Source organism: Desulfosporosinus nitroreducens, assembly GCF_023897015.1.
Taxonomy (GTDB): Bacteria; Bacillota; Desulfitobacteriia; order Desulfitobacteriales; family Desulfitobacteriaceae; genus Desulfosporosinus; species Desulfosporosinus nitroreducens.
Genome location: NZ_JAMHFY010000020.1, coordinates 36,522 through 58,511 on the forward strand (window position 1 = coordinate 36,522; position 21,990 = coordinate 58,511).

The 21,990-nt window shown below is 39.4% G+C and carries 18 protein-coding genes and 1 pseudogene; 14 read left to right on the forward strand and 5 right to left on the reverse strand.

Translation table 11 applies throughout. The annotated features are described in order from the left end of the window. Nucleotides 1-248: 248 nt before the first annotated feature. The 4 genes from M8E35_RS18785 (at nucleotide 249) to M8E35_RS18800 (ending at nucleotide 4,543) form a co-directional block, all read left to right on the forward strand. Nucleotides 249-572: a GNAT family N-acetyltransferase gene (locus tag M8E35_RS18785; protein WP_252471193.1), complete on the forward strand. Its 324-nt coding sequence runs from the start codon at nucleotides 249-251 to the stop codon at nucleotides 570-572. A 226-nt stretch (nucleotides 573-798) separates the two neighbouring features. Next, complete coding sequence (locus M8E35_RS18790) at nucleotides 799-1,464, forward strand: Crp/Fnr family transcriptional regulator (protein WP_252471195.1); 666 nt, start codon at nucleotides 799-801, stop codon at nucleotides 1,462-1,464. Between the two features lie 192 nt (nucleotides 1,465-1,656). Further along, entirely contained in the window at nucleotides 1,657-3,621 is a 1,965-nt protein-coding gene (gene cooS, locus M8E35_RS18795; RefSeq protein WP_252471197.1) for an anaerobic carbon-monoxide dehydrogenase catalytic subunit, read from the forward strand. Nucleotides 3,622-3,754: 133 nt separating this feature from the next. Beyond that, nucleotides 3,755-4,543 carry an ATP-binding protein gene (locus tag M8E35_RS18800; protein WP_252471199.1) on the forward strand — a complete coding sequence of 263 codons (789 nt, stop codon included), beginning with the start codon at nucleotides 3,755-3,757 and terminating at the stop codon, nucleotides 4,541-4,543. A 155-nt stretch (nucleotides 4,544-4,698) separates the two neighbouring features. Here the strand turns inward: M8E35_RS18800 and M8E35_RS18805 are convergent, their stop codons facing one another. Together M8E35_RS18805 and M8E35_RS18810 are read right to left on the reverse strand one after the other, a co-directional pair. Continuing rightward, complete coding sequence (locus M8E35_RS18805) at nucleotides 4,699-6,060, reverse strand: radical SAM/SPASM domain-containing protein (RefSeq protein ID WP_252471201.1); 1,362 nt, start codon at nucleotides 6,058-6,060, stop codon at nucleotides 4,699-4,701. A 265-nt stretch (nucleotides 6,061-6,325) separates the two neighbouring features. Beyond that, nucleotides 6,326-6,598 carry a hypothetical protein gene (locus tag M8E35_RS18810; protein ID WP_252471203.1) on the reverse strand — a complete coding sequence of 91 codons (273 nt, stop codon included), beginning with the start codon at nucleotides 6,596-6,598 and terminating at the stop codon, nucleotides 6,326-6,328. A 389-nt stretch (nucleotides 6,599-6,987) separates the two neighbouring features. Between M8E35_RS18810 and M8E35_RS18815 the strand changes: the two genes are divergently transcribed. The 3 genes from M8E35_RS18815 (at nucleotide 6,988) to M8E35_RS18825 (ending at nucleotide 9,342) form a co-directional block, all read left to right on the forward strand. Beyond that, nucleotides 6,988-7,515 (forward strand): YehS family protein, encoded by a 528-nt coding sequence (locus M8E35_RS18815; protein ID WP_252471205.1) that lies wholly within the window; start codon nucleotides 6,988-6,990, stop codon nucleotides 7,513-7,515. 316 nt (nucleotides 7,516-7,831) lie between these two features. Then, on the forward strand, nucleotides 7,832-8,755 hold the full coding sequence (locus M8E35_RS18820; protein WP_252471207.1) for an EamA family transporter: 924 nt from the start codon (nucleotides 7,832-7,834) through the stop codon (nucleotides 8,753-8,755). Continuing rightward, nucleotides 8,752-9,342, forward strand: a complete 591-nt coding sequence (locus tag M8E35_RS18825) for a class I SAM-dependent methyltransferase (protein WP_252471209.1) — start codon at nucleotides 8,752-8,754, stop codon at nucleotides 9,340-9,342. Before M8E35_RS18820 ends, M8E35_RS18825 begins: the two co-directional genes overlap by 4 nt. Nucleotides 9,343-9,477: 135 nt before the next feature. On the opposite strand, the pseudogene M8E35_RS18830 reads toward M8E35_RS18825, so the two are convergent. Continuing rightward, nucleotides 9,478-9,978, reverse strand: a pseudogene (locus M8E35_RS18830) (zinc-binding metallopeptidase family protein); the annotation flags it as partial. A gap of 811 nt (nucleotides 9,979-10,789) precedes the next feature. Here M8E35_RS18830 and M8E35_RS18835 point away from each other — a divergent pair. Continuing rightward, nucleotides 10,790-11,788: an ABC transporter ATP-binding protein gene (locus M8E35_RS18835; protein WP_252471211.1), complete on the forward strand. Its 999-nt coding sequence runs from the start codon at nucleotides 10,790-10,792 to the stop codon at nucleotides 11,786-11,788. 29 nt (nucleotides 11,789-11,817) lie between these two features. On the opposite strand, the gene M8E35_RS18840 is transcribed toward M8E35_RS18835, so the two are convergent. Both M8E35_RS18840 and M8E35_RS18845 read right to left on the reverse strand, forming a co-directional pair. Next, nucleotides 11,818-12,771, reverse strand: coding sequence for an alpha/beta hydrolase (locus M8E35_RS18840; RefSeq protein WP_252471213.1), 954 nt, complete (start codon nucleotides 12,769-12,771; stop codon nucleotides 11,818-11,820). Nucleotides 12,772-12,823: 52 nt separating this feature from the next. After that, nucleotides 12,824-14,146 carry an ABC transporter substrate-binding protein gene (locus M8E35_RS18845; RefSeq protein ID WP_252471215.1) on the reverse strand — a complete coding sequence of 441 codons (1,323 nt, stop codon included), beginning with the start codon at nucleotides 14,144-14,146 and terminating at the stop codon, nucleotides 12,824-12,826. Between the two features lie 374 nt (nucleotides 14,147-14,520). On the opposite strand from M8E35_RS18845, the gene M8E35_RS18850 reads away from it, so the two are divergent. The 6 genes from M8E35_RS18850 to M8E35_RS18875 all read left to right on the forward strand — a co-directional run bounded on the left by M8E35_RS18850 (nucleotide 14,521) and on the right by M8E35_RS18875 (nucleotide 21,905). Beyond that, on the forward strand, nucleotides 14,521-15,345 hold the full coding sequence (locus tag M8E35_RS18850) for an RMD1 family protein (protein WP_252471217.1): 825 nt from the start codon (nucleotides 14,521-14,523) through the stop codon (nucleotides 15,343-15,345). A 14-nt stretch (nucleotides 15,346-15,359) separates the two neighbouring features. Then, the gene (locus tag M8E35_RS18855; protein ID WP_252471219.1) at nucleotides 15,360-16,172 is read left to right on the forward strand and encodes an RMD1 family protein; all 813 of its coding nucleotides are present in this window, start codon (nucleotides 15,360-15,362) and stop codon (nucleotides 16,170-16,172) included. Between the two features lie 275 nt (nucleotides 16,173-16,447). Continuing rightward, on the forward strand, nucleotides 16,448-16,732 hold the full coding sequence (locus tag M8E35_RS18860) for a YbaN family protein (protein ID WP_252471221.1): 285 nt from the start codon (nucleotides 16,448-16,450) through the stop codon (nucleotides 16,730-16,732). Nucleotides 16,733-17,022: 290 nt separating this feature from the next. After that, nucleotides 17,023-19,161: a PAS domain-containing sensor histidine kinase gene (locus tag M8E35_RS18865; protein WP_252471223.1), complete on the forward strand. Its 2,139-nt coding sequence runs from the start codon at nucleotides 17,023-17,025 to the stop codon at nucleotides 19,159-19,161. Then, nucleotides 19,162-20,553 carry a sigma-54-dependent transcriptional regulator gene (locus M8E35_RS18870; RefSeq protein ID WP_252471225.1) on the forward strand — a complete coding sequence of 464 codons (1,392 nt, stop codon included), beginning with the start codon at nucleotides 19,162-19,164 and terminating at the stop codon, nucleotides 20,551-20,553. Further along, nucleotides 20,553-21,905: a YeiH family protein gene (locus tag M8E35_RS18875; protein ID WP_252471228.1), complete on the forward strand. Its 1,353-nt coding sequence runs from the start codon at nucleotides 20,553-20,555 to the stop codon at nucleotides 21,903-21,905. The genes M8E35_RS18870 and M8E35_RS18875 overlap by 1 nt, the downstream gene beginning before the upstream one ends. The last annotated feature ends 85 nt before the right edge of the window (nucleotides 21,906-21,990 follow it).

Genomic DNA, 21,990 nt, shown 5'->3' on the forward strand with positions numbered 1-21,990 from the left:
TTTGCCACACTAAATTAATCAGGCAATAGTCAATTTTAATTACTCATGCTGTCCTACCCTGAATAATTGGTTGTTTCGTATCCATCATACATTAGACGTACTATATGCAACCCTACCCAAGGGCTTTATTTACTTTACTTTGGTAAAGATAGTTAAACATATATAAGTAAGAATATTGACATGTACAGAATTTTGATAAGCTTGTTTGAGTGATAAGTATCAATCAAGTCACAAATTGGAGGAAAGACATGAATTGGAACTATGAAAAGGGACGTATTTATAGCACCGATGAAAAAGGCGAATTGATGTGTGAGACTACTTTTATTCGTAAAGAAAATGGAGAGGTTAATATTGATCATACCTATGTTAATCCTGTTTTGAGAGGTCATGGGGTTGCTGGGCAGATGATGGAAGTAGTGGCTGAGTATTTTAGGAAAGAAGGATTTAAGGCTACTGCGACCTGTTCGTATGCCAATATCTGGCTAAGACGACATAAGAAGCAATATCCGGATATCCTATCTAAGGATACCTATGATCAAGCCGTGGCATGCAGGATTGACGGAAAGCATTAAATTAAGAAGTTCTTATAAGGGTAACAAAGTAAAAGAGTGACCACCTGTGTTCACTCTTTTGTTTATCTCGATCTAATCCTTTAACTACATCAACTAGTGGCTTTTTAGGTTGAATGATGCTTATGATACACCAAGACTTGTGAGGTTGGTGAAGCATATATCCTGTGTGATATACTTATTTCATGTACTACTTGGGTAATTAAACATGCTAGGAGTTCTGTCAATCATGAAGTTAAATGAACTGAGGGAAATCCCGCTTTTAAGAGCTTTAAGCGATGAACAATTGGAAATTCTTGAAGGCAATGCTCAGAAAAGAGATTATAAAAAGAATAAACGTATCTTTGAACCAGACAGCAAAGATAATTTCATCATGATCGTGCTGGAAGGTAAAGTCCGGATTTATCTCGCCTATCCGGATGGAAAAGAGTTCACCATCTCTTTTTTGGAACCAGGTGATATTTATAGCAGTCATTCAAAGACCTTTGCCGAAGCAAGAGAAGCTACTAAGATTCTAGCAATAAACGCTAAGGCTTTTCACTTATTTATGCTTAATAACCCTACCATACTCATTAGTATGGTTAAAGCTTTAGGAGATAGCTTAGGGAATACACTTCGGATCATTGAAAATCTGGCGTTCCTTGATATCGATAAACGACTTGCTCGCTTTTTACTGGATGCAGCCAAGGAAAAAGGAGTTATTGGACAAGAGGGCACGTTTATAAATCTAGGTTTATCAGTAGAGGATATTGCCCTAGCCGTTGGGAGTTCGCGGCAGACCGCTTCGATGCTCTTGAATCGGTGGGAAAGGGATGGGGTTATCAGACGTAATCGCAAAACAGTGTTCTTGCTGGATATGCTTAAGTTGCAAGAATTGGGAGGAAGAACTGAGTGAACTCGTTCAGCTAAAACTGAACATCGAAGTAGAATAAGGAACACCCACTTGAAGTGGGAGTCTCGGAATTGATAAATATATATTGTTGTCGAAAGAGTATGAAAACCGTCAGATATTTGATGGTTTTTTTATTTGTGATGACCTAAGATGATTGTCAGAGAAGAGAAACTTTTTCGACAAGGAGAGGATAAGATGTCAAGACAAGTATTAGTTACTGATCTTACAATGGATACTGGGGTACAGGAATTATTAGTGAAAGCAGAACTGGAAAATATAGAGACAGCTTTTCAAAGGGCGAAGGAGCAAGAACCCCATTGTAAATTTGGATTAACGGGTGTTTGCTGCCGCCGTTGTCTTCAAGGACCCTGCCGAGTGACTTTTAATGGGAATAAAGGGGTAAAACGTGGAGTTTGTGGGGCTACAGCAGACCAGATTGTGGCTCGTAATTTACTGTCCCTGATTGTGGAAGGCACGACTCCCCACGTAGAACATGCTCGGGAAATACTCCACACCCTTTTGGAAACCGCCGAAGGGAAAGCTCCATATGAAATTAAGGGGAAAGAAAAACTTATCAGTATTGGCAAAAAACTAGGATTGACGGTTGATGGGGTAGAGTTAGATAAATTAGCCAAAGAAGTTGCTTTAATTGCTTTACAAGATTTTCAACAACAATCCGGAGTATCTAACTGGTTACGCCTTCGGGCACAAGATCAATCGATTGAAACCTGGAAAAAACTGAATATATTGCCCTCCAACGCTCACTTAGAAATAGCCAATGCCATCAATAAAACAGCTATGGGCTGTGAGAGCGATCCTGTTAGTCTTTTGCTGGGGATTATGAAAATGGGATTAGTTGAAGGCTATGATGGCCTGCATCTTTCTACAGATCTCCAGGATATTTTGTTTGGTACTCCACGGCTTGTCAAAACCCAATACAGAATGGGCGTTATTAAAGAGGAGTATGTCAATATTGCCGTTCACGGTCATATTCCCATGGTCTCTGAAAAAGTTCTAGAGTGGAGCCGAAAATTAAATAATGAGGCCAAAGCATTAGGGGCTAAAGGAATTAACATTGTAGGAATTTGTTGCAGTGCCAATGAACTTTTAATGCGTCAAGGAGTTTCCGTGGCGACAAACTATGCAAGTCAAGAATTAGCGATTATTACCGGTGCCTTAGAGGCAATGGTCGTAGATGCTCAATGTATCATGCCTGGCCTGGCTCAAGTGGCGGAATGCTATCACACAGAACTTATTTCGGCATTGCCAAATATTAAGATCGAAGGAGCAAGCCATGTAGATTGGACACCGGAAGATGCGGATAAAATGGGAGAGGAGATTGTCCGTCGTGCTCTTGCCCACTATCCGGAGAGAGACCAATCTAAAGTCCAGATTCCAGCGGGTACAGTAGAAGCCTATGCAGGTTTTTCTGTTGAGCAGATTGTTGAGCTTTTGGCTACGTTAAATGGGCAAGATCCCTTACTCCCCCTGATAGAAGCCATCGCTACAGGCGACATCTTAGGTGTCGTTGCTATTGTGGGATGCACAAATCCCAAAGTAAAACAAGACTGGGCTAATACGGAAGTGGCCAAAGAACTTATGAGGAATAATGTTTTAATCGTTGCTTCCGGATGTTCAGCTCACTCCTTAGGGAAAAATGGCTTATTGTCACCCAATGGCTTGCAATATTGCGGCGAAAAACTGGCCAATGTTCTGACAGCCATTGGGCAAGCAAACGGTTTACCGGCCTTACCTCCTGCTCTTCATATGGGAAGTTGTGTTGATAATTCCAGAATTGATGATTTACTGGTTGCCCTAGGGGATAGAATGGGTGTGGCTGTGAGAGAATTACCCGTGGCAGGCTCCAGTCCTGAAAATCATAGTCCTAAAGCCTTATCCATTGGAACCTTCTTTATTGCTCAGGGAGTGGATGTTCACATTGGGGTTAATGCACCAATTACAGGTTCTCCTCTTGTTGAACAAGCCCTTACAGCTAATAAAGGCGAGTTCCCCGTGACTACTGATGAGCTTTTCGGGGGAAAACTAATTTACGAAGCAGACCCCATTCAGGCTGCCCAAACAATGATTGGTCGTATTATTCAGAAACGTAAGGCTTTGGGACTTGTTTGCCCGGAAACCACGGAAAGTGCTAAAAAATAAGGAACACCCACTTATAAAAGAGGGAGTTTCAGGATTGATGAACTCATTAACAATTGACGAAACAGACAACGGGGCTCTCACTCCCACAATGTAGAAGTGGGAGCCTGCTATTGATAAAGGAGGGGGTGAGTATATGAGGGAAAAAAGCATCAAAATTGCAATCTCGGGTAAAGGTGGCGTGGGTAAAACGACGTTGTCATCACTACTATGCTATCTGTACGCACGAGATGGACAGAGAGTTCTGGCGGTAGATGCTGACCCTGATGCCAATTTAGGAACGGCTCTAGGCTTTCCTCCAGAATTGTTGACAAAGCTAACCGCTATTTCTGAAGAGCGAAAACTTATCAAAGAACGTACCGGAGCAGAACCGGGAACGATTGGAGCCATTTACAGCCTTAATCCCCAGGTGGATGACATTCCGGATACCTATGTTGCTGAATATCGGGGAATTAAACTTTTACGGATGGGGTCGATTACCCAAGGAGGAACCGGCTGTGCCTGCCCGGAAAATACCCTCTTAAAAAGTCTCTTGGATCATATTGTCCTCGAAAGAAATGAAATTGCTATTCTGGATATGGAAGCAGGACTTGAGCATTTTGGACGGGGGACAGCCAGGGGTGTGGATGCCTTTATTGTAGTGGTAGAACCTGGACGACGCAGTATTGAAACAGCCCATGCCGTAGTAAAACTTGCCAATGATCTAGGGGTTCAGAATGTCTATGCAGTCGTTAATAAAGTGCATGAAGGGCAATTCGCTGAGCTTGAACAAGAGATTAACTTTCTGACGATTTTAGGACATTTCCCCTATGATCCGGTTGTTGTAGATGCTGATTTTCATGGCAAAAATCTTTTTGATCTAAGTGAAAGCTTTGTTCAAGAAGCTGAAAAGATTAAAGAGAAAATTGATTCCTTGCTAAGGTAGAAACCAACGTTAAAAGAATAAGCCTCCTTCTGTAGAATTTCAAACATCTGCAGGAGGAGGTTTTGCTATTTTAATGGAAGACGAAAACCACTAAAATCGTCAATGGTTTTAAATTCCAATTTCAGGGTTAACCGAGGATAATAGTGTAAAATGGATCAGTCGTCTGCTTTCTTAGAGGTTTGAGCTTGCTCCCAAATACTATCGGCTACTTCTCCCCAAGCGGATGAAACATTCTGAAGTTTTTCCGTCAATTCCTCCACACTTTCCAGATCCAGAACTTGAGTGGAATGAGCACCGGATTTAGTGACCATCATTCTTAATTTATCCGGATTATCCATGAGAGGACAAGGGCGCAAATGGTTCTGATTGAAAGGTTGATTTTCACGATATTGGGCAAATAGGGGGGATTTTAAGGCATCTAATAGGGTGCTGTCTCTAATGTTGGTATCAGAATAATGAATGAAAGCACAAGGTTCAATATCTCCATGGGCATTAATATGAAAATAGTTGCGTCCGCCTGCGATACAGCCTTCAACGTATTCTCCGTCATTCCAAAAATCCAAGGCAAATATGGGCTTAGTATTTCTGATTTCTCGGATTCTATGATACATATACTTTCGTTGCTCTGGCAGGGCAATTAAATCTAGAGCAGCATTTTTTCCAACGGGAACATAGGTGAAGTACCAAGCAAAAAGGCACCCTTTTTCAATCATTAAGTCTACAAATTCATCAGAAGCAACGGTATCCGTGTTTTGGCGATGGTAGCAGGAGGAATAACCAAAGCCTGCCCCTACCTCCTTCAATAAATCCATGGACTTAATAACTTTGTCATAGGTTCCAATACCCCGACGCTGATCCGTTGCTTCTCCGATCCCTTCAATACTGAAAGCCAGTACAAAATTACCAACTCGTACTAATTCATGAGCAAAATTCTCATCCACCAATGTACCATTAGTAAAGGCTAAAAAAGCACAGTCTTGATGTTTTTCCGCTAAAGCAATCAAATCAGTTTTTCTTAAGAGGGGTTCTCCGCCAGAGTAAATATACATAAATATACCTAATTTTTTCCCTTGCTCAATGACATTGTTAAGTTCATCAAAGGATAATGAATGATGCTGATCATATTCACTCGCCCAACATCCAATGCATTTCAGATTACATGACGAAGTTGGATCCATCAAAATTGCCCAGGGGATATTACAATCATGTAATTTAGCAGTTTTCAGTGCTTTTTCTCGTCCAAATAAAGTCGCTTTGATAAAAAAGTTTGTCAGGAACTTTTTGCGAACATTAGGAGCAAGCTGTGTAAATACAGCGTCAAATAGCTTATTAAAACTACTCGAAGAATCCACTGAATAGTTCTGTAAATATCTTATGGCAGTTTTATGATCCTGATCACGGGCAATTCTACTAAACAAATTTAAAATCAGATTCATATCTTTTAGTCTATTTTTTTCTGCGTAACGTAATGCTCTTTTAAAAGCAAAAGTATAAACAAACTCCTTGATTCTTCCCATATCTTACTCTCCTCCATAAATAGTTCGAATTAAATGAAATGCCACCTAGGTTAGAATAGGAACTTATAGGAGAGTACATAATATGCAATTATTCTGAAGGAGTGATTGGGTCTCTTGATGAGGTTATAAGAGGTTTCAAGTATGACATATTCTTTATAGAACATTTTCTTGAATATGTATTATCCCAAATTAGAACACAAGATGAGAAGTGATTTCTTCCTCTCATCTTGTTATCCGTGTTTTAGATTATAGTAGGTGATAATAATTACATATTAACGGCCATGGTGTTGGGTGAGTTCATATCAGACCTGTGAATAACATGGTTTACTACTTTGACAATGGTGGCTGGTGAACAGGTTAGTTTTACAACTCGAAATTCTCTAGAAGTATCTCCGAATAATATTTTTAAGATATCTAGGACTTTTTCCTTTGTGGCGATGAATTTTGCCTTATCATTAGCACCACGCGGTTCAGGTACCCAAAGTTGCTCAATTTCATAGGATAACCTTAATAGCTCTGTACGGAAATTCAAATACATAAGAACCTCCTTGATCGGTTAATGATTTAGTGAACTCTTTTATCGAAAAGTGTTAATTCCAATTATCTACTTGTAAAGTGTTTGTAAATAATAAGCACACACGATGTTATTATATGCAGGAATATTCTTTTGTGAAATATGTCCTGGATCATGACCCCTAAGAAATACTAATAAGGGATCCGGGATGGACAAGCAACAGCCAGGTTGAACCGATTGTTTTTTATTTTTTTTTGTGGTATTATCCCATCTAAGGTAAAATCTACTTAACGCTTTAAGGCCATTTCTTCAATAGTGCAGTTTTCTTGTATTAGCAATCCAGTGGTAACTTCGGTTATGAGGTTGTGCTTTTTATATAACAACCATAGGAAAGAGTTTTTAGGGGGATTATAATGGATAATAATGATATATTAATTAGATTAAGATACGCATTAAATATAAGGGATATAGATATGGTAAAGATATTTAAACTTGGTGACGTTGAACTAACAGTAGAAGAAGTGAGGAAATTGCTCATTAAATCGAAAGACACTTACCGTTACAATAATGCAGTTGACGATTATGACGAAATAGAAGAAAAAGAAGAGAATATTAAATGCAATAACAGAATGCTAGAGTCATTTTTAAATGGCCTTATAATATTTAAAAGAGGGAAACAAGATCCAAAACCAGGGCAACCAGAAATACCAGTACTAAAAAATAGTGAAAATCCTAATAATATGATGCTTAAGAAATTGAAAATAGCGCTGTCACTAACAAGTGATGATATGCTTGATATATTAAAAGAGACAGGAGTTATTCTAACAAAAGGGGAATTAAGCGCACTATTTAGAAAAGAGGGCCATAAGCATTATAAAGAGTGTGGCGATAAATACGCTAGAAATTTCATAAAAGGATTAGCTATAAAAAACAGGGGATAGGCATAAAAAACGAGCCCGTAGAGTGAGCGGGGATCAGAATAAAGAGTGGTCAAGGATTCATCATCCTCGACCACTCTTTATTCTGATCCTATTTTCCTGATAACCCATTTAAGGTCAAAGCATGTTTCGGCTTGACCTAAAGGACATCTGCTTTTATGATTTAATCGTGCATAAGTCAACATCTTTGGACATTTTGAAGGGGATAGACTAATATGTAGGGTAGTAAATATTTTAAAAATAGCTTTAGAGAAACGGATATTATTGCAAGAATCGGTGGCGATGATTTTTTAGCAATTTTATGGAGAGAGATGAGTTTATGGCAAAAAGAGAAGAGACTACAGTAATTCTGGCATACATAGCGGTTTGCATCCTATGGGGGTCAACGTTTCTGGCGATTAGAATTGGAGTAAGTGACTTTCCACCAGCGTTATTCGCAGGTATAAGGTTCTTGATTGCAGGGTCTTTGGTGTTATTCTATGCTTATTATAAAGGGCACAAGTTTCCTGGAGATTTTACAGACGTACGGAGACAGGCAATTGTTGGTTTATTTCTGCTGGGTGGCAACGGGCTTGTCGTTTGGGCGGAACAATGGGTTTATTCAGGAGTCGCAGCACTTCTTTTTGCGGTTGTCCCAATGTTCAATGCGATTCTAGAACGATTCCTGCCCAATGGCCCAAGGATTGGTTTGAAGGGGTGGCTCGGTTTACTCTTAGGGTTTTTCGGGGTTGGTCTTTTGGTCTTGACGAGTTCTGATACGAAAATAATTGATGTTTCAGGCGGAATAATACTATTGCTGGGAGCTTTTTCATGGTCAGTAGGCTCTGTTTATTCGAAGACCTTTAAAGCATCAGGAACCATGATTGCCAATATTGGTTTACAAATGTTCGCTGGCGGGATTGGTTTGACCATTGCAGGGCTCTTTATGGGAGAGGCAAATAATATCCATCTAACCAGCAAAGGTCTTGGAGCACTGGCCTATTTGATCGTGTTCGGTTCTCTCCTTGGTTACAGTTCCTATATCTATATCTTACAAAAATGGCCGGCCTCAAAAGCCGGTACTTATGCTTACGTGAATCCAGTTGTCGGAGTTATCTTAGGCGCTGCGATTCTTGGCGAGCCAGTCTCACCGAAGGTGTTCATTTCAGCGGTCGTTATTTTAGGCGGGGTTGCATTAGTTCAGTTTTCGAAAACAAACAGGAATGGTGAACAGGAATCATCTTTAAGGAGTTTAGCAAAATGATAAATTCGACGGTCGATTTCTATAACAAGAACGCCCAAGAATTTTATAAAAATACAGTAAATGTGGATATGAGCGAACACTACAGAAGATTTGAGGAATACCTGCTTCCTGAGAGCCGTATTCTAGATGCGGGCTGTGGCTCGGGCAGAGACAGTCTATATTTTCTCAGTAAAGGATACAATGTACATGCCTTTGATGCGTCGGTGGAAATGGTAAAATTGAGCTCTGAACTAACTGGATTGCCTGTCCAGCAGGCTAAATTTGAGGATGTCAAGTTCGACGTTATGTTTAATGGCATATGGGCTTCAGCATCCCTCTTGCATGTTGACAGAGGATCAATCATAGACACACTACAAAAGCTAGCCGCTACGCTTAGCGAGGATGGTGTGCTTTTTATGTCCTTTAAATATGGTGACAAAGTTTATGAGAAGGACGACAGAGTATTTAATTGCTATGATGAGAGCTCCTTCAGTAAATTGTTTTCTGCCATTCCAATGCTGACAATTTTTGAATTATATAAAACAGCTGATGTAAGAGAAGAAAGAATCAATGAATATTGGCTTAGTGCTATTGTTAAGAAAGGTTAAGTACTAAAGGCACGAGTACGGCATGAGGGACGGTTCTTAGTTCCATTAATGGAATTGAGAACCGTCCCTTTGTTCCTTATGTGTTCCGTGCATGAAAGGAATCGTCTTAGCGTGGGAGGATTTGACGCGCGGTTGCTAATCAATGGCGTACAATTCTATGATCTTAAGAATGACTTCAACTGACTTCTCCATAGCGAAGGTCGGAATAAATTCATACCGTCCATGGAAATTATGACCGCCCGTAAATAGGTTCGGGGTTGGGAGTCCCATAAAGGAGAGGCGGGCTCCGTCTGTGCCCCCACGAATCGGACGAATTTGTGGAGGTACCCCGACCGCTTCCATGGCTGTTCGCGCCTTATCGACAATGTGTATAACCGGTTCTATTTTTTCCTTCATGTTTTGGTATTGATCAGTAATTTCAATCTCAAATGTACCAGCACCATACTCTTTGTTGAGCTCCTCGACGAATAAGTGCATCTTCTTCTTGCGTTTCTCAAAAGAAGCTTGATCAAAGTCTCGGATAATATAATTAAGGGTCGTTAGCTCAACATCCCCAAGGATATCGTTTAAATGGTAGAAACCTTCATATCCTTCAGTATTTGCCGGTGTTTCAAGAAGCGGAAGAAGAGAGATATAGCTCCTCATTAGACTTTAAAATTTGAAATGAAACCTTAAGATCAACGCACATAGTCCAGAGAGGATACCATGCTGGGTTCACGGTTCTGCCAAGGCCACTGCACTTTGGACATTTTTTGTTAAGAATATCAAGGTCAATCATTAGTAAACCCCCCTCTATCAACATCTTTAATAGCATCATATTCAAAACTAATATAAAAAGAAATGATTTTGTTATTGTATTATTTAATTAGCGTTAAGGGCAGCAAGTCCTTTGCGGTGGGGGGCGTTTTGAACATCACATCTAAAAGTGCCTATTGGAGTAAAAATTTTAACACGTTTTAATAGTAACAATACGAGATATGAACTATATAATAAGATATGAACGTTGCAACTATCGTACTTTACATACCCGATAGAGCGCGAAACCCTTACTTTCAAAAATACTTGGAGTTATATGCAGGCTTGCCAATGGTCTGGATACAGATATAATGCGCCTATAAAATAACAATTATATTACAAACTGTGACAAACATTTTGCTTTATTTGTAATCCATCTTAGGTTACAATAATGTAGTAACACTCTATATAGAAAATTCAGAAAATTTAGATATCGAAAGGGGTAATAGTATGACTGCACAGGAAAAGTGTATAATTGAAACTATACTTGCCGATGTTGGGTTGGAACCTTTATACGTCGGGGAGAAAGATGATGAATCGCAAAAAAAACAGAGATGAAACAGGACAGCTTTGGCTGTCCTGTTTTTTTGACCACTTATTCAATTACCTTCCCAAGGCTAGATTTATAGAGTTAGGGAGGACATCACATTTCATGAGTTTAATTGAAGTTAAACATCTCTCGAAGGAATTTCAAATTGCTAAACGCCAAGAGGGAATAAGAGGAGCTCTACGGAGTCTGTTTCACAGAGAATACACGACTAAACTGGCTGTTCAGGATATTTCCTTTGCAGTGAGCAAAGGGGAGATTGTCGGGTACATCGGTCCAAACGGAGCTGGCAAGTCCACAACCATTAAGATGCTGACAGGGATTCTCGTGCCGACTTCCGGCGATATCCGAGTCAATGGATTAATACCCTTTAAAGAACGTCAAAAAAACGCGCGGCAAATCGGGGTGGTCTTTGGGCAGAGAACGCAACTTTGGTGGGATTTACCGACTATTGAATCCTTTGAACTCTTACGGCAGGTATTTCAAATTCCTAATGAGCAGTACCGGAAAAATATGGCCCGGTTTTCGGACATCTTAGGCCTGGAGGAGTTTCTTCAAACACCTGTCCGACAATTGTCACTGGGTCAAAGAATGCGGGCAGACATTGCCGCTTCCTTACTCCATGATCCAGCGATCCTATTTCTCGATGAGCCGACGATTGGCTTAGATGTGGTGGACAAGGAACGAATGCGGAGTTTTATCCGGGAAATTAACCAGGAGAGAGGGGTTACTGTCATTCTCACGACCCATGACATGTTGGATATCGAAAAGCTTTGTCAGCGAATGATCTTAATTGACCATGGCCAAGTAATGTATGATGGAGAATTAGCAAAGATCAAAGAGAGGTTTGGTAAGGAGCGCGTTTTGATCATTGATCTAGAAGAGGAGACAAACGGTTTTTCTATTAATGGGGCAGAAGTGATTAAACAAGAAGGAAAGCGTAAATGGTTGCAGTTTAACCGTGACGTGATGAGTGCATCCCAATTAATTAGCCAGATCTCAGAGCACTGCGAAATCAAAGATTTATCCATCCAAGACCCAGAGATCGAGGTTATGATTCGAAATATTTATGAAAGTGGACTCAATGAAGTTGCTTTAATGTAAGGGCTAAAATGTTGGCTGAATTTAGCCGCTTAAAGCATCTTATTATCAGTAAGAAATTGCTTGACTTTAGCTGTATATTCTTCCTTATTTGTAAGATAAGACATAGCATGTTCTGCACCAGGCGATATATAGATCCCCTTGGGTCCTTTGTTTCTTAAGTATAGTTCTAATGACATGAAAGCTGGTATAAAGGTATCATTACTGCCATGGATAAACATTATGGGGGTTTTTATATCAGCAATTACAGTGATTGGCGATACCGCATTTAGTGAAAAATTCGACTTCTTCAGTGCAACAATATTTGCATAAAACAATATAAATGCTCCGGCAGGTTGAAAAGTTGGTCTTAAATCACCTGCTAGTTTGATATTCAGTAATTCCCTTAAATCTGAATATGGGCAATCTGCTACATAAAAATTAACATCCTTATTTTGCTGATCCAATTCTGCTTGGAGCAGAGCAGTAATTGCCCCCAAAGATTCTCCATGTACTCCTATAACAGCATTTGGATTAACCCATTTAACCCATTTTACTATGTTATCAAGGTCTGTCTTTTCAAAATAGCCAAGAGTTATGTCTTTCCCTCCACTGCTGCCATGTTTTCTTGAATCATAGGCCAATACATTAAAGCCCATATCAAGATACATATCTGAAAATTTCATAGATTGCCATCTGTCACCAGCTATGCCGTGAACTAGAATTACGGTATTGTTAGTAGGAGTGGGATTAAATATATATGTGCCTGAAAGCTGATAACCAAAACTTGATTTTATCGACACACTATAGGATTCCAGTCGTGTAAATCTCTCATAATTGAAGCTGGGTTTATAATACTCAAGCCCTGTTGTTGCGGGATCTATAGTTAGCTTGCTAACATTCTGATAATATATATTTCCTATGTATAAGCCAAATATATTTGTGCTAATTGCAAAAAGAATAAAAATCACAATTAGTATTTTAGGCATTTTCCCCATTTTTCTCATAGAAATCTTCTCACTGTTTCTGGTGCTTTCATTTTATACAGCTCCAATAATACTATTTCAAGTTCATGTTGATATCCATTTCCTCCAAATAATCACTTACAGATAAAAGGCCTGTTATGAATGCTGTAGAAGCTTCTTCAATAGACTTTTCCTTATCAGGTGATAGATGGTATCCAAAAAGTCCTGTATTTATATTCCCTTTTTGCTTTACATTCATCATTAATTTACTAATACCCAGGTCTGAGTCTAAACTAGGTGTCCATCCCATGTTGTCCAAATTGTATATGATTGCATTATTGCCAAGCTTTTCGTACAGATACTTGTTATAGTATTTAGACATTTCTACTGCAAGTTTTACGGCTTCCGTGGGATACTTTGTTGCAGATGAAATTAATAAACCACAGTCTTTCTTAGTTCCACCAGAAACTATACATTTTGGAATTGATCCATTAGTTTGGCTTAGATGAGGATAATATAATACTGCAACTTTCCCATTCAATTGATTGCTAGCCATGTTTAATTTTTCAGAAGAAGTATAATAAATAGCTGCTTTGGAGGAATAAAAAAGATTTTCTGCTTCCTCATCGGTAATAGCTTCCGTTTTCTCCTGAAATGCACCTAATTCAATTAGTTGCTTGATCGATGTTGCAGCTCGGCTAAAAGTTTTCCCGGAAAATGCAACGTCATTGCTTATTAGTTTACTTGAAATTTTATTATCCAAAGTACATGCGAAGCCCTCGATCATGTTATATACAGACCTCCCATCTTTGCCGCCAATGACGATGGGAATTATGCTCCTTTTTTTAAACTGTTTAGAAGCAGTCTTAAGTTCTTCAAAACTTTCTGGAATTTTCACATTGTTTTCAGAAAAAATTTTTGTATTTATCAGCATAACGTTATAATTAACTTCATCAATAGGTATCGCATATATATGCTCAGTATCTCCAATTACCTTAGCGGTTGGAATAACCATATTCCAATAGTTTATATCATTTAGCTTTTTTCCCAAGAGTTGGATTTTCTTTGAGGAGTATAGTTCTTCAGTAAAATTTCCATCCCCAGAATAGAATATATCTGGAGGGGTATCAGAATACATCATGACTTTTATTTTTGTATTATATGCATTTGCATTTCCCTTGACATAGGTTAAATGAATATCACAATCGGGGAATAGAGGTTTTATATCAGTTTCGAAATTTTTGAATGCTTCATTCTTTTTCTCATCGTCAAGAGGAACTACACATTCTAAAGCTACCTTTTCATTATGGTTTTTTACAGCTGGCATTGCCTCTTTATGTTCAATGCTACAGGATATTAGGATTGGCAAAGCCATTATCGAACTTACAATATAAATTCTTTTAATTTTATTGAGCATTAATAAGGCAACTCCCAACTAACCTACATTTTGGCAACTATATTAAGAGGGACGCAAATTCCTTGTCCCTTATTGCTCCTTAATGGAATCAAGTTACCCCTCGTTCGTAAAGAACAAGGGGTTAAAATATCCTATATCTAGGATAATGCTTTTGGAGGTATGTTATTCATGATTTGCGGGCGCTTTGTGCTGATTGTGAGAATAATTGACTATAATTTTTTTAGCAGTTTCTATAACCTTGAAGTCGACACCGCAAGGGAAGAAAATAATAGTGGTGTAGGTGTATAAAAGTAGTAGAAAAATATTTTTACTGTATATACTACAAGTATCTATTTCCTGTTGCTAGATATTACACAGAAAGTTAAGGGAATCCTATGAATGACTTAAAGTTTAAAGCCTTTGCAGTGACAAATGAAATCGATCTTAATAAGATTGCTGTAGAATGCAACATCAGGAAAAAATATACATGGGAGGAGCCTCTGCTTCTTCAGGACGAAGTTCTTGGAATCATTATTGGAGAGGAACCTGAGGAAGAAGAGAAGATCCTAGTTTTTTCTTTTGGGAGTATTGTTTTTATTAATTCGACCAAACAGCATACAGAAATATTGATGCGCTATCTAAAAGGTATAAAGTCAGATATTGATATCGCACGTTATGACAGGTTTCAGGAAGACTATATACTTCATCCCGTTGAGGGCGAAGAAATTGAGTTTACAGACCGCTATGTTCAGATTCCAAATATGGCGTTGTTTCACCCACAGCTAATTTCAATGGTGATTGCCAAATCTGTGGCGCTTGAGAGGATAGAAGAACAGCTGGGCAAAATTCTTGATGATCTTGAAAGCAAAATTGATAATTTGGAAAAGGGCAAATTAAATATTGGAAACAAAGAACTTGCCAAGACAACTTCGAGGGTTGTCCGGCATGAATACAATACCATTGCGTATATCATGATTCTTGATAAACCCGACATTACCTGGATTAATAGTGATGCAGCAGATTTTTACGAAAAGATGTCAGAGTTTTTCGAGCTAAATGACCGGTATGAGGTGATAAAAAGCAAGACTGAAATCCTAAAAAGTATCATTGACGGGTTGGCATCCATAAGCCATTCAATACGAGGATTGTTTGTTGAGTGGGTGATTGTTCTGCTGATTGTTATTGAAGTGGTGCTTATGGTGTTTGATTTAATCAGGTGAAGACAGGTGTAAATATGGAAAAAGTAATCCTTAATACTTATAAAGTTGCAACAAGACTTCCGCTTGCACAGATAGCGTTATTTATTAAATTAAGGCAGGACGTAGGGTGGAAGGAGTATATTAAATTCGACTGTGCAGATATTGAAAAGATCCTAAAATATGCTTCGGAAAATAAGGCAGTGTACTTATATAAATACGGGTGTATTACCTTTTTAAACTTCAATCAAGATGAGATCTCTATTTTTCTTGAATATTTGAGGACGCTGTTCGTTGATTTAGATTATGAATTGATGTCTAAATTTAATGAGAACCATGAGATGGTCCTTTCAAGAGAAGCGTATGTAAACCTGTGGGAAGGCGATGAGGTAAAATTCCCTTATCAGCAGGACGTGGATGATATAGCTGCGACGGTTTTAGCAAAATCCACCGAACTTTACAAGATTGAAACCGAGCTTTCAGAGGTTTTAGATGAGGCGGGTACTTTCATAATGCAACTAAATAAGGGGCATCTAAGCGCAAATAGCAAAAAGGTAGCTTCAACTCTTGCCAAAAGCATCCGGTTTAAATACAGAAGCATTGAAAGTGTAAGGCTTCTTGACAGACCCTCAGAGTTTAAAAAAACCATTGAATCACGACAAATATTTGATAAACTGAGCGAGTATTTTGAGCTCAATGAAAGATATGCAGCTTTATCAAATCAGATGGATATTCTAGACTCAATAACGGGAGATTATTTAAGCTTTGGAAGCAAACAATCTGAAAGGAGACTTCTGTTATTTGAAATATTGCTTCTTGCTAGCTTTCCGCTTTTGCACATCCTGTCTTGATAATTCGCTCGCATTTTTCCCTTTTCATAACTAAAAATCTAGTTGATGTCCACTATGAACTATAGCCTTCTTGAATAGATTCTTATATTTATTTAACTGAACATGTAATCGAGCTGTTATCTTCCGCGATCCGCCTCTACAGGGACTGCCATCGCAGGAGTTGCAAATATATTCCACTACTTATATAAAGATTTGCAAGTTATAATTGGGGCTATTAAGTTAACAGAACTTCTTTTTGTCATTTGCACTACGGGCTTGCGCAAGGGGGAAATCATTTGATTAGATTTTTCTGGCTAACCTGTGGACTTTTATCGTTAATGATAGGCTTTATTGGCATTTTTCTTCCTTTAATTCCAACAGTACCTTTGGTTTTGTTTTCAGCAATAGCTTTTGCGAAAAGCTCACAGTTCCTTCATGATTGGTTAGTTAATCATAAATTTTTCGGTGTTATCATTAAAGATTGGCAACACAACAGGAAGATCCCTATTAGAGCTAAGATTTTCGGTGTAATGGCAATGGTTATTTCCATTACAATTTCTATAGTTTACTTGAGTAGATGAAAGAATACCTATTATGGTATGACACTGATTCTAAGTTTCAAGATGATCCCAAAGTCCTTGACTTCTTTAACGAATGCGAATGTCTCAAAACTGAGGCATTCGTTTTGATTAGGGAGGGACTTATTTCCATAGGATAAGAAAATTGGCGAATTATGTACTGGAAAATAGAAGATTCATATTTAATCTTCTTCCAGACAAATTATAATCATGCTACACTAAGAGGAAATACTACTATACATATAGTTATTGAAGAATATGAGGATCAAGTAACATCGGATGGGGGCCAAATGTTGAAAAAAAGCTCAATTCCCTGGTGGATGCGCCTTAAAGTTCATTTTCTTTTATTTGGAATTACCATGTCCATTCTTCCTCTGTTCCTGCTTGGGAATTTAGGGTTTACATCTGTCCGACAAAATCTACAAAAAAATATTCATGAACAAGACTTTGCGCAGGTAACAGTAATCGCCAATGAAATACGAAACTTTGTCACAAATGTAGAGATCAGTTTAACCCCTACGAAGGCCACGAGTGCCTACGCTCTCGTGGGGAAAGATGAAACATCACGTCAGATTATTTTAGAAATACTTTTGCACCAAGAGTCTTTTATAGAAGAAATTAAGATAACTGATGAAAATTTTGTCGTTATCGATCAGATCACTCGTCAAGAGGGAATTTCCCCTCATACGTCTGCAACCATAATTGAAAATCCCGTATCCACGGTAAAGTCCTCAGCTATAAGTGAAGTGTTCTTTTCGAGTGATAGACGCCCAAAGATCTATTTGACTGTGGCGGTTCAAGACCCCTTGACTAAAGCCCGAATCGGATATTTGCAAGCTAAAGTTGACTTACAAGGGATTATCAGTCGCTATGTTAATATGCTGTTAGGTGAGGAAGAGTATGTATTTATCGTTGACCAAGCCGGAAATTTAATTGGGCATACTGATTCCAATCTTGTTTTGCAGGATGAGGAAATCCGTCAAGATTCTGCAGTTCAAAGTTTTCTGGAGGGAGAGGACTTTTCCCAGGGAAGTGAGTATAAAAATCTGGACGGTGTTTCCGTCATAGGGGCGTTTACTTCCATCGGTACTCCGAATTGGGCAGTATTTATTGAACAGCCTGCCCGAGAAGCGAATAAACCGATTTTGGATTTTGCTTTTCGACTCATCATGATTGCCATCTTAATCATGGTTCTAGTCATGATTTTAAGTATTGCTTTTGGTTTGAAAGTAGTTCATCCAATTGAAAATCTTGAAGGTCAAGTCAGACGAATTATTTCAACGGGAGACCTAGAATCCCATATTCCGATTGAGAGCTGGGATGAAATCGGGAGATTAGTTAAATCCTTTAATCAGTTGTTAAATTCATTGGATCAAAAGAATGAAAACCTAAAAGATGAAAAGGAGCTGTTGACCACCGTCGTTGACGGGGTTGGCGCTGGAATGGTTCTCCTCAATCCTGATAAGAAGATCATTTGGTGGAATACGAAGTTTGCAGAATGGTTTGGACATCATTTAGAGAATCTCCCCTGTGATCAAGTTGTTAAAGGACAGGGAATGGAGGGCGTTAACCACGAAAATTGCCGTAATATGTGTTCTGTTTTTGTGAACGAAGAACGCCGACATTTCCGTCAGATGTTTTATGAGTTATCACCTGATAATCCTGAGAGTGCGGCTTACCTGTTACTGCTGGATGATGTTACCCAAGAGGTAGAAATGGAAGCCCGTATGATTGAGACGGATAAAATGGCGGCTATTGGACTTTTGGCCTCAGGAGTGGCTCATGAAATTAACAATCCATTGGCCATCGTTGCGGCACATAGTGAGGACTTACTGGACCGTCTGAATGAGGAAGAACCGGGGCCGACTCGAGAGGAAATTAAGACTGGTTTTAAGACCGTTTTGGGGCAAATCGTCAGATGTAAACAGATTACGGATCGTTTACTTGGTTTTGCCCGTCAGCGCATCAATGGGAGTGACCTTATCGAAATTGGTGCAGTCAGTTTACATACACTTGGACTGTTAGAACACAAGATAAAACAAAAGCAGATTAAAATCGAGCTCCAAATGGAAAATAGTCTCTTTATCCTGGGTAATGAAAATGAGTGGCAGCAAGTGGTTCTCAATCTGATCAACAATGCCTTAGATGCCTCCTCTGAAGGAAAAGTGATCGAAGTTAAAGGATACCGCGAAGGGGAAAATACTCATTTTATGGTTAAGGATTACGGGGAAGGCATTCCTCAAATCAACCAGAAAAAGGTATTCGACCCGTTTTTCACAACGAAGTCCGTAGGGCAAGGAACAGGTTTAGGGTTATACGTAAGTTACGGAATTGTTCAGAAGATGCAAGGCGAGATGGCCTTAGAAAGTACGGAAGGACAGGGAACCTGTGTGAAGATAACCTTGCCTCTCCATAAAGGAGGGTTAAAGTAAATGAAACACTGTCAAAAGATTCTAATCTTAGACGATGAGGAAGCCTTGCGCGCGATTATTGCGCAGCGTTTAAAGCGTAAAGGTTATGAAATACTAGAAGCAGGCACAGCGGAAGAAGGTTTATCCCTTCTCAAAGATACTTTAATCGATGCTCTCTTGTTGGATATCAAGTTGCCGGACGGTGATGGGCTTATCCTTTTACCAGAGATTAAAAAATTACAACCGGATCTCCAAGTCGTCATGTTAACTGGAAATGGTACGATCGAGTCAGCCATTGAAGCCATGAAACTTGGCGCGTATGATTATCTGACCAAACCGTGTAACTTGTCTGAGCTTGAAATCACGCTGCAAAAAGCTCTTGAGAAACAGAAACTATTGTTGGAAAATACAGGGCTTAGGCAGGTAGTGAACCGACAAACTCCAGAACTTAAAATTATAGCCGTAAGTGCACCCATGGTCGCGCTTCTAGAGATGACCCGTAAAGTAGCTCAAACAGATGCATCGGTCCTCATACAGGGAGAGAGCGGCGTGGGTAAGGAGTTGATTGCCCAAGCAATCCATCACTGCAGCTCACGGTTTAATCGCCCTTGTGTTCCTGTAAACGCTGGCGCGATTCCAGAAACTTTAATAGAGAGTGAGCTTTTTGGACACGAAAAAGGAGCCTTTACTGGAGCTGGGTCTCAGAAAATCGGATTAGTAGAAATGGCCGATAATGGCACGCTCTTTCTCGATGAAATCGGTGAAATGCCCTTGTCTATTCAAGTAAAGCTTCTCCGGTTTTTAGAAAGCGGAGAATTCCGGCGCGTCGGAGATACCCGACTCCGTCAGGTAGATGTTCGGATTGTCGCAGCAACCAATAGAGATCTACAACAGGAAATTAATCACGGAAGATTTCGAGAAGATCTGTTTTATCGCTTGAACGGCTTAACCTTAATCGTCCCCCCTCTACGCGAGCGGCGAGATGATATTCTTCCTCTTGTAGAACAATTCCTTGAAACCCAGAACAAAAGAAAATTGCCTCATCAGGATTATAGTTTATTACCAGAAACTAGGGAGCAATTGCTGAATTATGATTTTCCGGGTAATGTTCGTGAACTCTTCCATCTCATTGAACGCGGACAAATCTTGTCTATCGGTGGAAAGATCACACCTAAAGATATTTGGGGAAACTCAGAGCAAGTCGTTAAGACATTTCACTCTTCCGATTCGGAAGAAGGATTCTTAGATATATTTCATGACAATCAATGTCCATCCTTAGAAGATGTAGAAAAGCGCTACATTTTAGCTACTCTTAAAAGAGTTAAGGGCAATAAGTCACAAGCAGCAAGTTTATTAGGAATCAGTGTAAGGAATCTGTATCGAAAGTTACAGAGTTATGGGGTGGTTGAGTAATGGGCTATGTATCCTCTGCAAAGAAATCAACGACTCCTTCCGGGGGCTGGTCCGACCTGTGGAGACAGGAAGATTATTGGGCTGTGTGGCTTGGCCTGACGATCATAGTGTTAGCAATCGTGTTCTGGAGTAATGGGATTAACTTTATGAATTGGATTGTACTGAAGATCCCAAGCTATAGCAACTACAATACGGCCATAAGTTATGTTAGCAGCCATAAGATTACTCTCTTAACACTCTATTTGTTTTTTCTTATTTTGTTTTCAATCGCGGTTAAAGCCCTGACTGGAGAAGTTAAACGGTTTTTAGTGGGATTCACGTTTCTTTTTTTACTAAGTGCTCTTGTTTCGGTATGGGGTTCTTGGGATGTCATGAAACGGTATAACATTGAAACCCCGCTTCTCGCACTCGTAGTAGGACTCATAATTAGTAACCTATTTAAGATTCCGAATTGGCTAAGCACCGCACTCCAGACCCAATTTTACATTAAGCTGGGAATTGTGTTAATGGGTGCTTCCTTACCCTTTACTTTAATCGTCAAAGCTGGTACGACTGCTTTTGCTCAAGCAACTATTATTGCACTCGCTACTTTCCTCACCATTTACTGGACAGGAACAAGAGTTTTCTCACTTGATAAGCGCTTTGCTGCGACTCTGGCAGCTGGTGGTTCAATCTGCGGAGTTTCTGCTTCGATTGCTATTGGTGGTGCCGTTAAAGCAGAAAAGCAGCACGTGTCAATTGCAATTTCTCTGGTTATTCTTTGGTCCATCATTATGATTTTTATCCTCCCCTTAGCGATTAAAGCATTACATATTCCACCCGGCCCCGCAGGTGCTTGGATTGGAACAGCAGAATTTGCTGATGCTCCGGGTATGGCAGCTGCGGCTGCTATCAATGAACAAGCAATCAAAACGTTTACCCTGATGAAAGTCGTAGGTCGTGACATGTTCATTGGGATCTGGTGTTTTATCATGGCTTTTACTTCGGTCACAAGATGGGAGAAAAGGTATGTCGGTACCAAACCGGATGCTCTTGATGTCTGGATACGCTTTCCGAAATTCGTTATAGGGTTCTTTGTAGCCTCAATTATCATAACCTTCTTAGCTGCTTCTCCGCATGTAGTGACTTCCAAAGCGCTTGATAATAGAATCATTAATCCGATTATAGAATTGAGAAATTGGGCCTTCATCTTTACTTTTCTCTCCATTGGCCTAACCAGTCGCTTGAAGGACCTTGCTTCAGTCGGTTGGAAGCCGTTTGCAGCTTTTACTGCCGGTGTATTGGTAAATATTCCACTTGGATATCTGTTAGCAGTTGTAATTATGGGGAACTATTGGATAACAGTTAAGTAAGATCTGGGCACTCTATTCCTCAAGAAAAGCCACCTTTGCAGGTGGCCTTTAGGTTGTTTTGGACCAAGAGAGACATTGAATTATC

What these genes read in the sequence shown, in the direction of transcription:
- M8E35_RS18785 (WP_252471193.1), top strand. Translation starts at nt 249, where the DNA reads ATGAATTGGAACTATGAAAAGGGACGTATTTATAGCACCGATGAAAAA.
- M8E35_RS18790 (WP_252471195.1), top strand. Translation starts at nt 799, where the DNA reads ATGAAGTTAAATGAACTGAGGGAAATCCCGCTTTTAAGAGCTTTAAGC.
- cooS (WP_252471197.1), top strand. Translation starts at nt 1,657, where the DNA reads ATGTCAAGACAAGTATTAGTTACTGATCTTACAATGGATACTGGGGTA.
- M8E35_RS18800 (WP_252471199.1), top strand. Translation starts at nt 3,755, where the DNA reads ATGAGGGAAAAAAGCATCAAAATTGCAATCTCGGGTAAAGGTGGCGTG.
- M8E35_RS18805 (WP_252471201.1), bottom strand. Translation starts at nt 6,060, where the DNA reads ATGGGAAGAATCAAGGAGTTTGTTTATACTTTTGCTTTTAAAAGAGCA.
- M8E35_RS18810 (WP_252471203.1), bottom strand. Translation starts at nt 6,598, where the DNA reads ATGTATTTGAATTTCCGTACAGAGCTATTAAGGTTATCCTATGAAATT.
- M8E35_RS18815 (WP_252471205.1), top strand. Translation starts at nt 6,988, where the DNA reads ATGGATAATAATGATATATTAATTAGATTAAGATACGCATTAAATATA.
- M8E35_RS18820 (WP_252471207.1), top strand. Translation starts at nt 7,832, where the DNA reads ATGGCAAAAAGAGAAGAGACTACAGTAATTCTGGCATACATAGCGGTT.
- M8E35_RS18825 (WP_252471209.1), top strand. Translation starts at nt 8,752, where the DNA reads ATGATAAATTCGACGGTCGATTTCTATAACAAGAACGCCCAAGAATTT.
- M8E35_RS18835 (WP_252471211.1), top strand. Translation starts at nt 10,790, where the DNA reads ATGAGTTTAATTGAAGTTAAACATCTCTCGAAGGAATTTCAAATTGCT.
- M8E35_RS18840 (WP_252471213.1), bottom strand. Translation starts at nt 12,771, where the DNA reads ATGAGAAAAATGGGGAAAATGCCTAAAATACTAATTGTGATTTTTATT.
- M8E35_RS18845 (WP_252471215.1), bottom strand. Translation starts at nt 14,146, where the DNA reads ATGCTCAATAAAATTAAAAGAATTTATATTGTAAGTTCGATAATGGCT.
- M8E35_RS18850 (WP_252471217.1), top strand. Translation starts at nt 14,521, where the DNA reads ATGAATGACTTAAAGTTTAAAGCCTTTGCAGTGACAAATGAAATCGAT.
- M8E35_RS18855 (WP_252471219.1), top strand. Translation starts at nt 15,360, where the DNA reads ATGGAAAAAGTAATCCTTAATACTTATAAAGTTGCAACAAGACTTCCG.
- M8E35_RS18870 (WP_252471225.1), top strand. Translation starts at nt 19,162, where the DNA reads ATGAAACACTGTCAAAAGATTCTAATCTTAGACGATGAGGAAGCCTTG.
- M8E35_RS18875 (WP_252471228.1), top strand. Translation starts at nt 20,553, where the DNA reads ATGGGCTATGTATCCTCTGCAAAGAAATCAACGACTCCTTCCGGGGGC.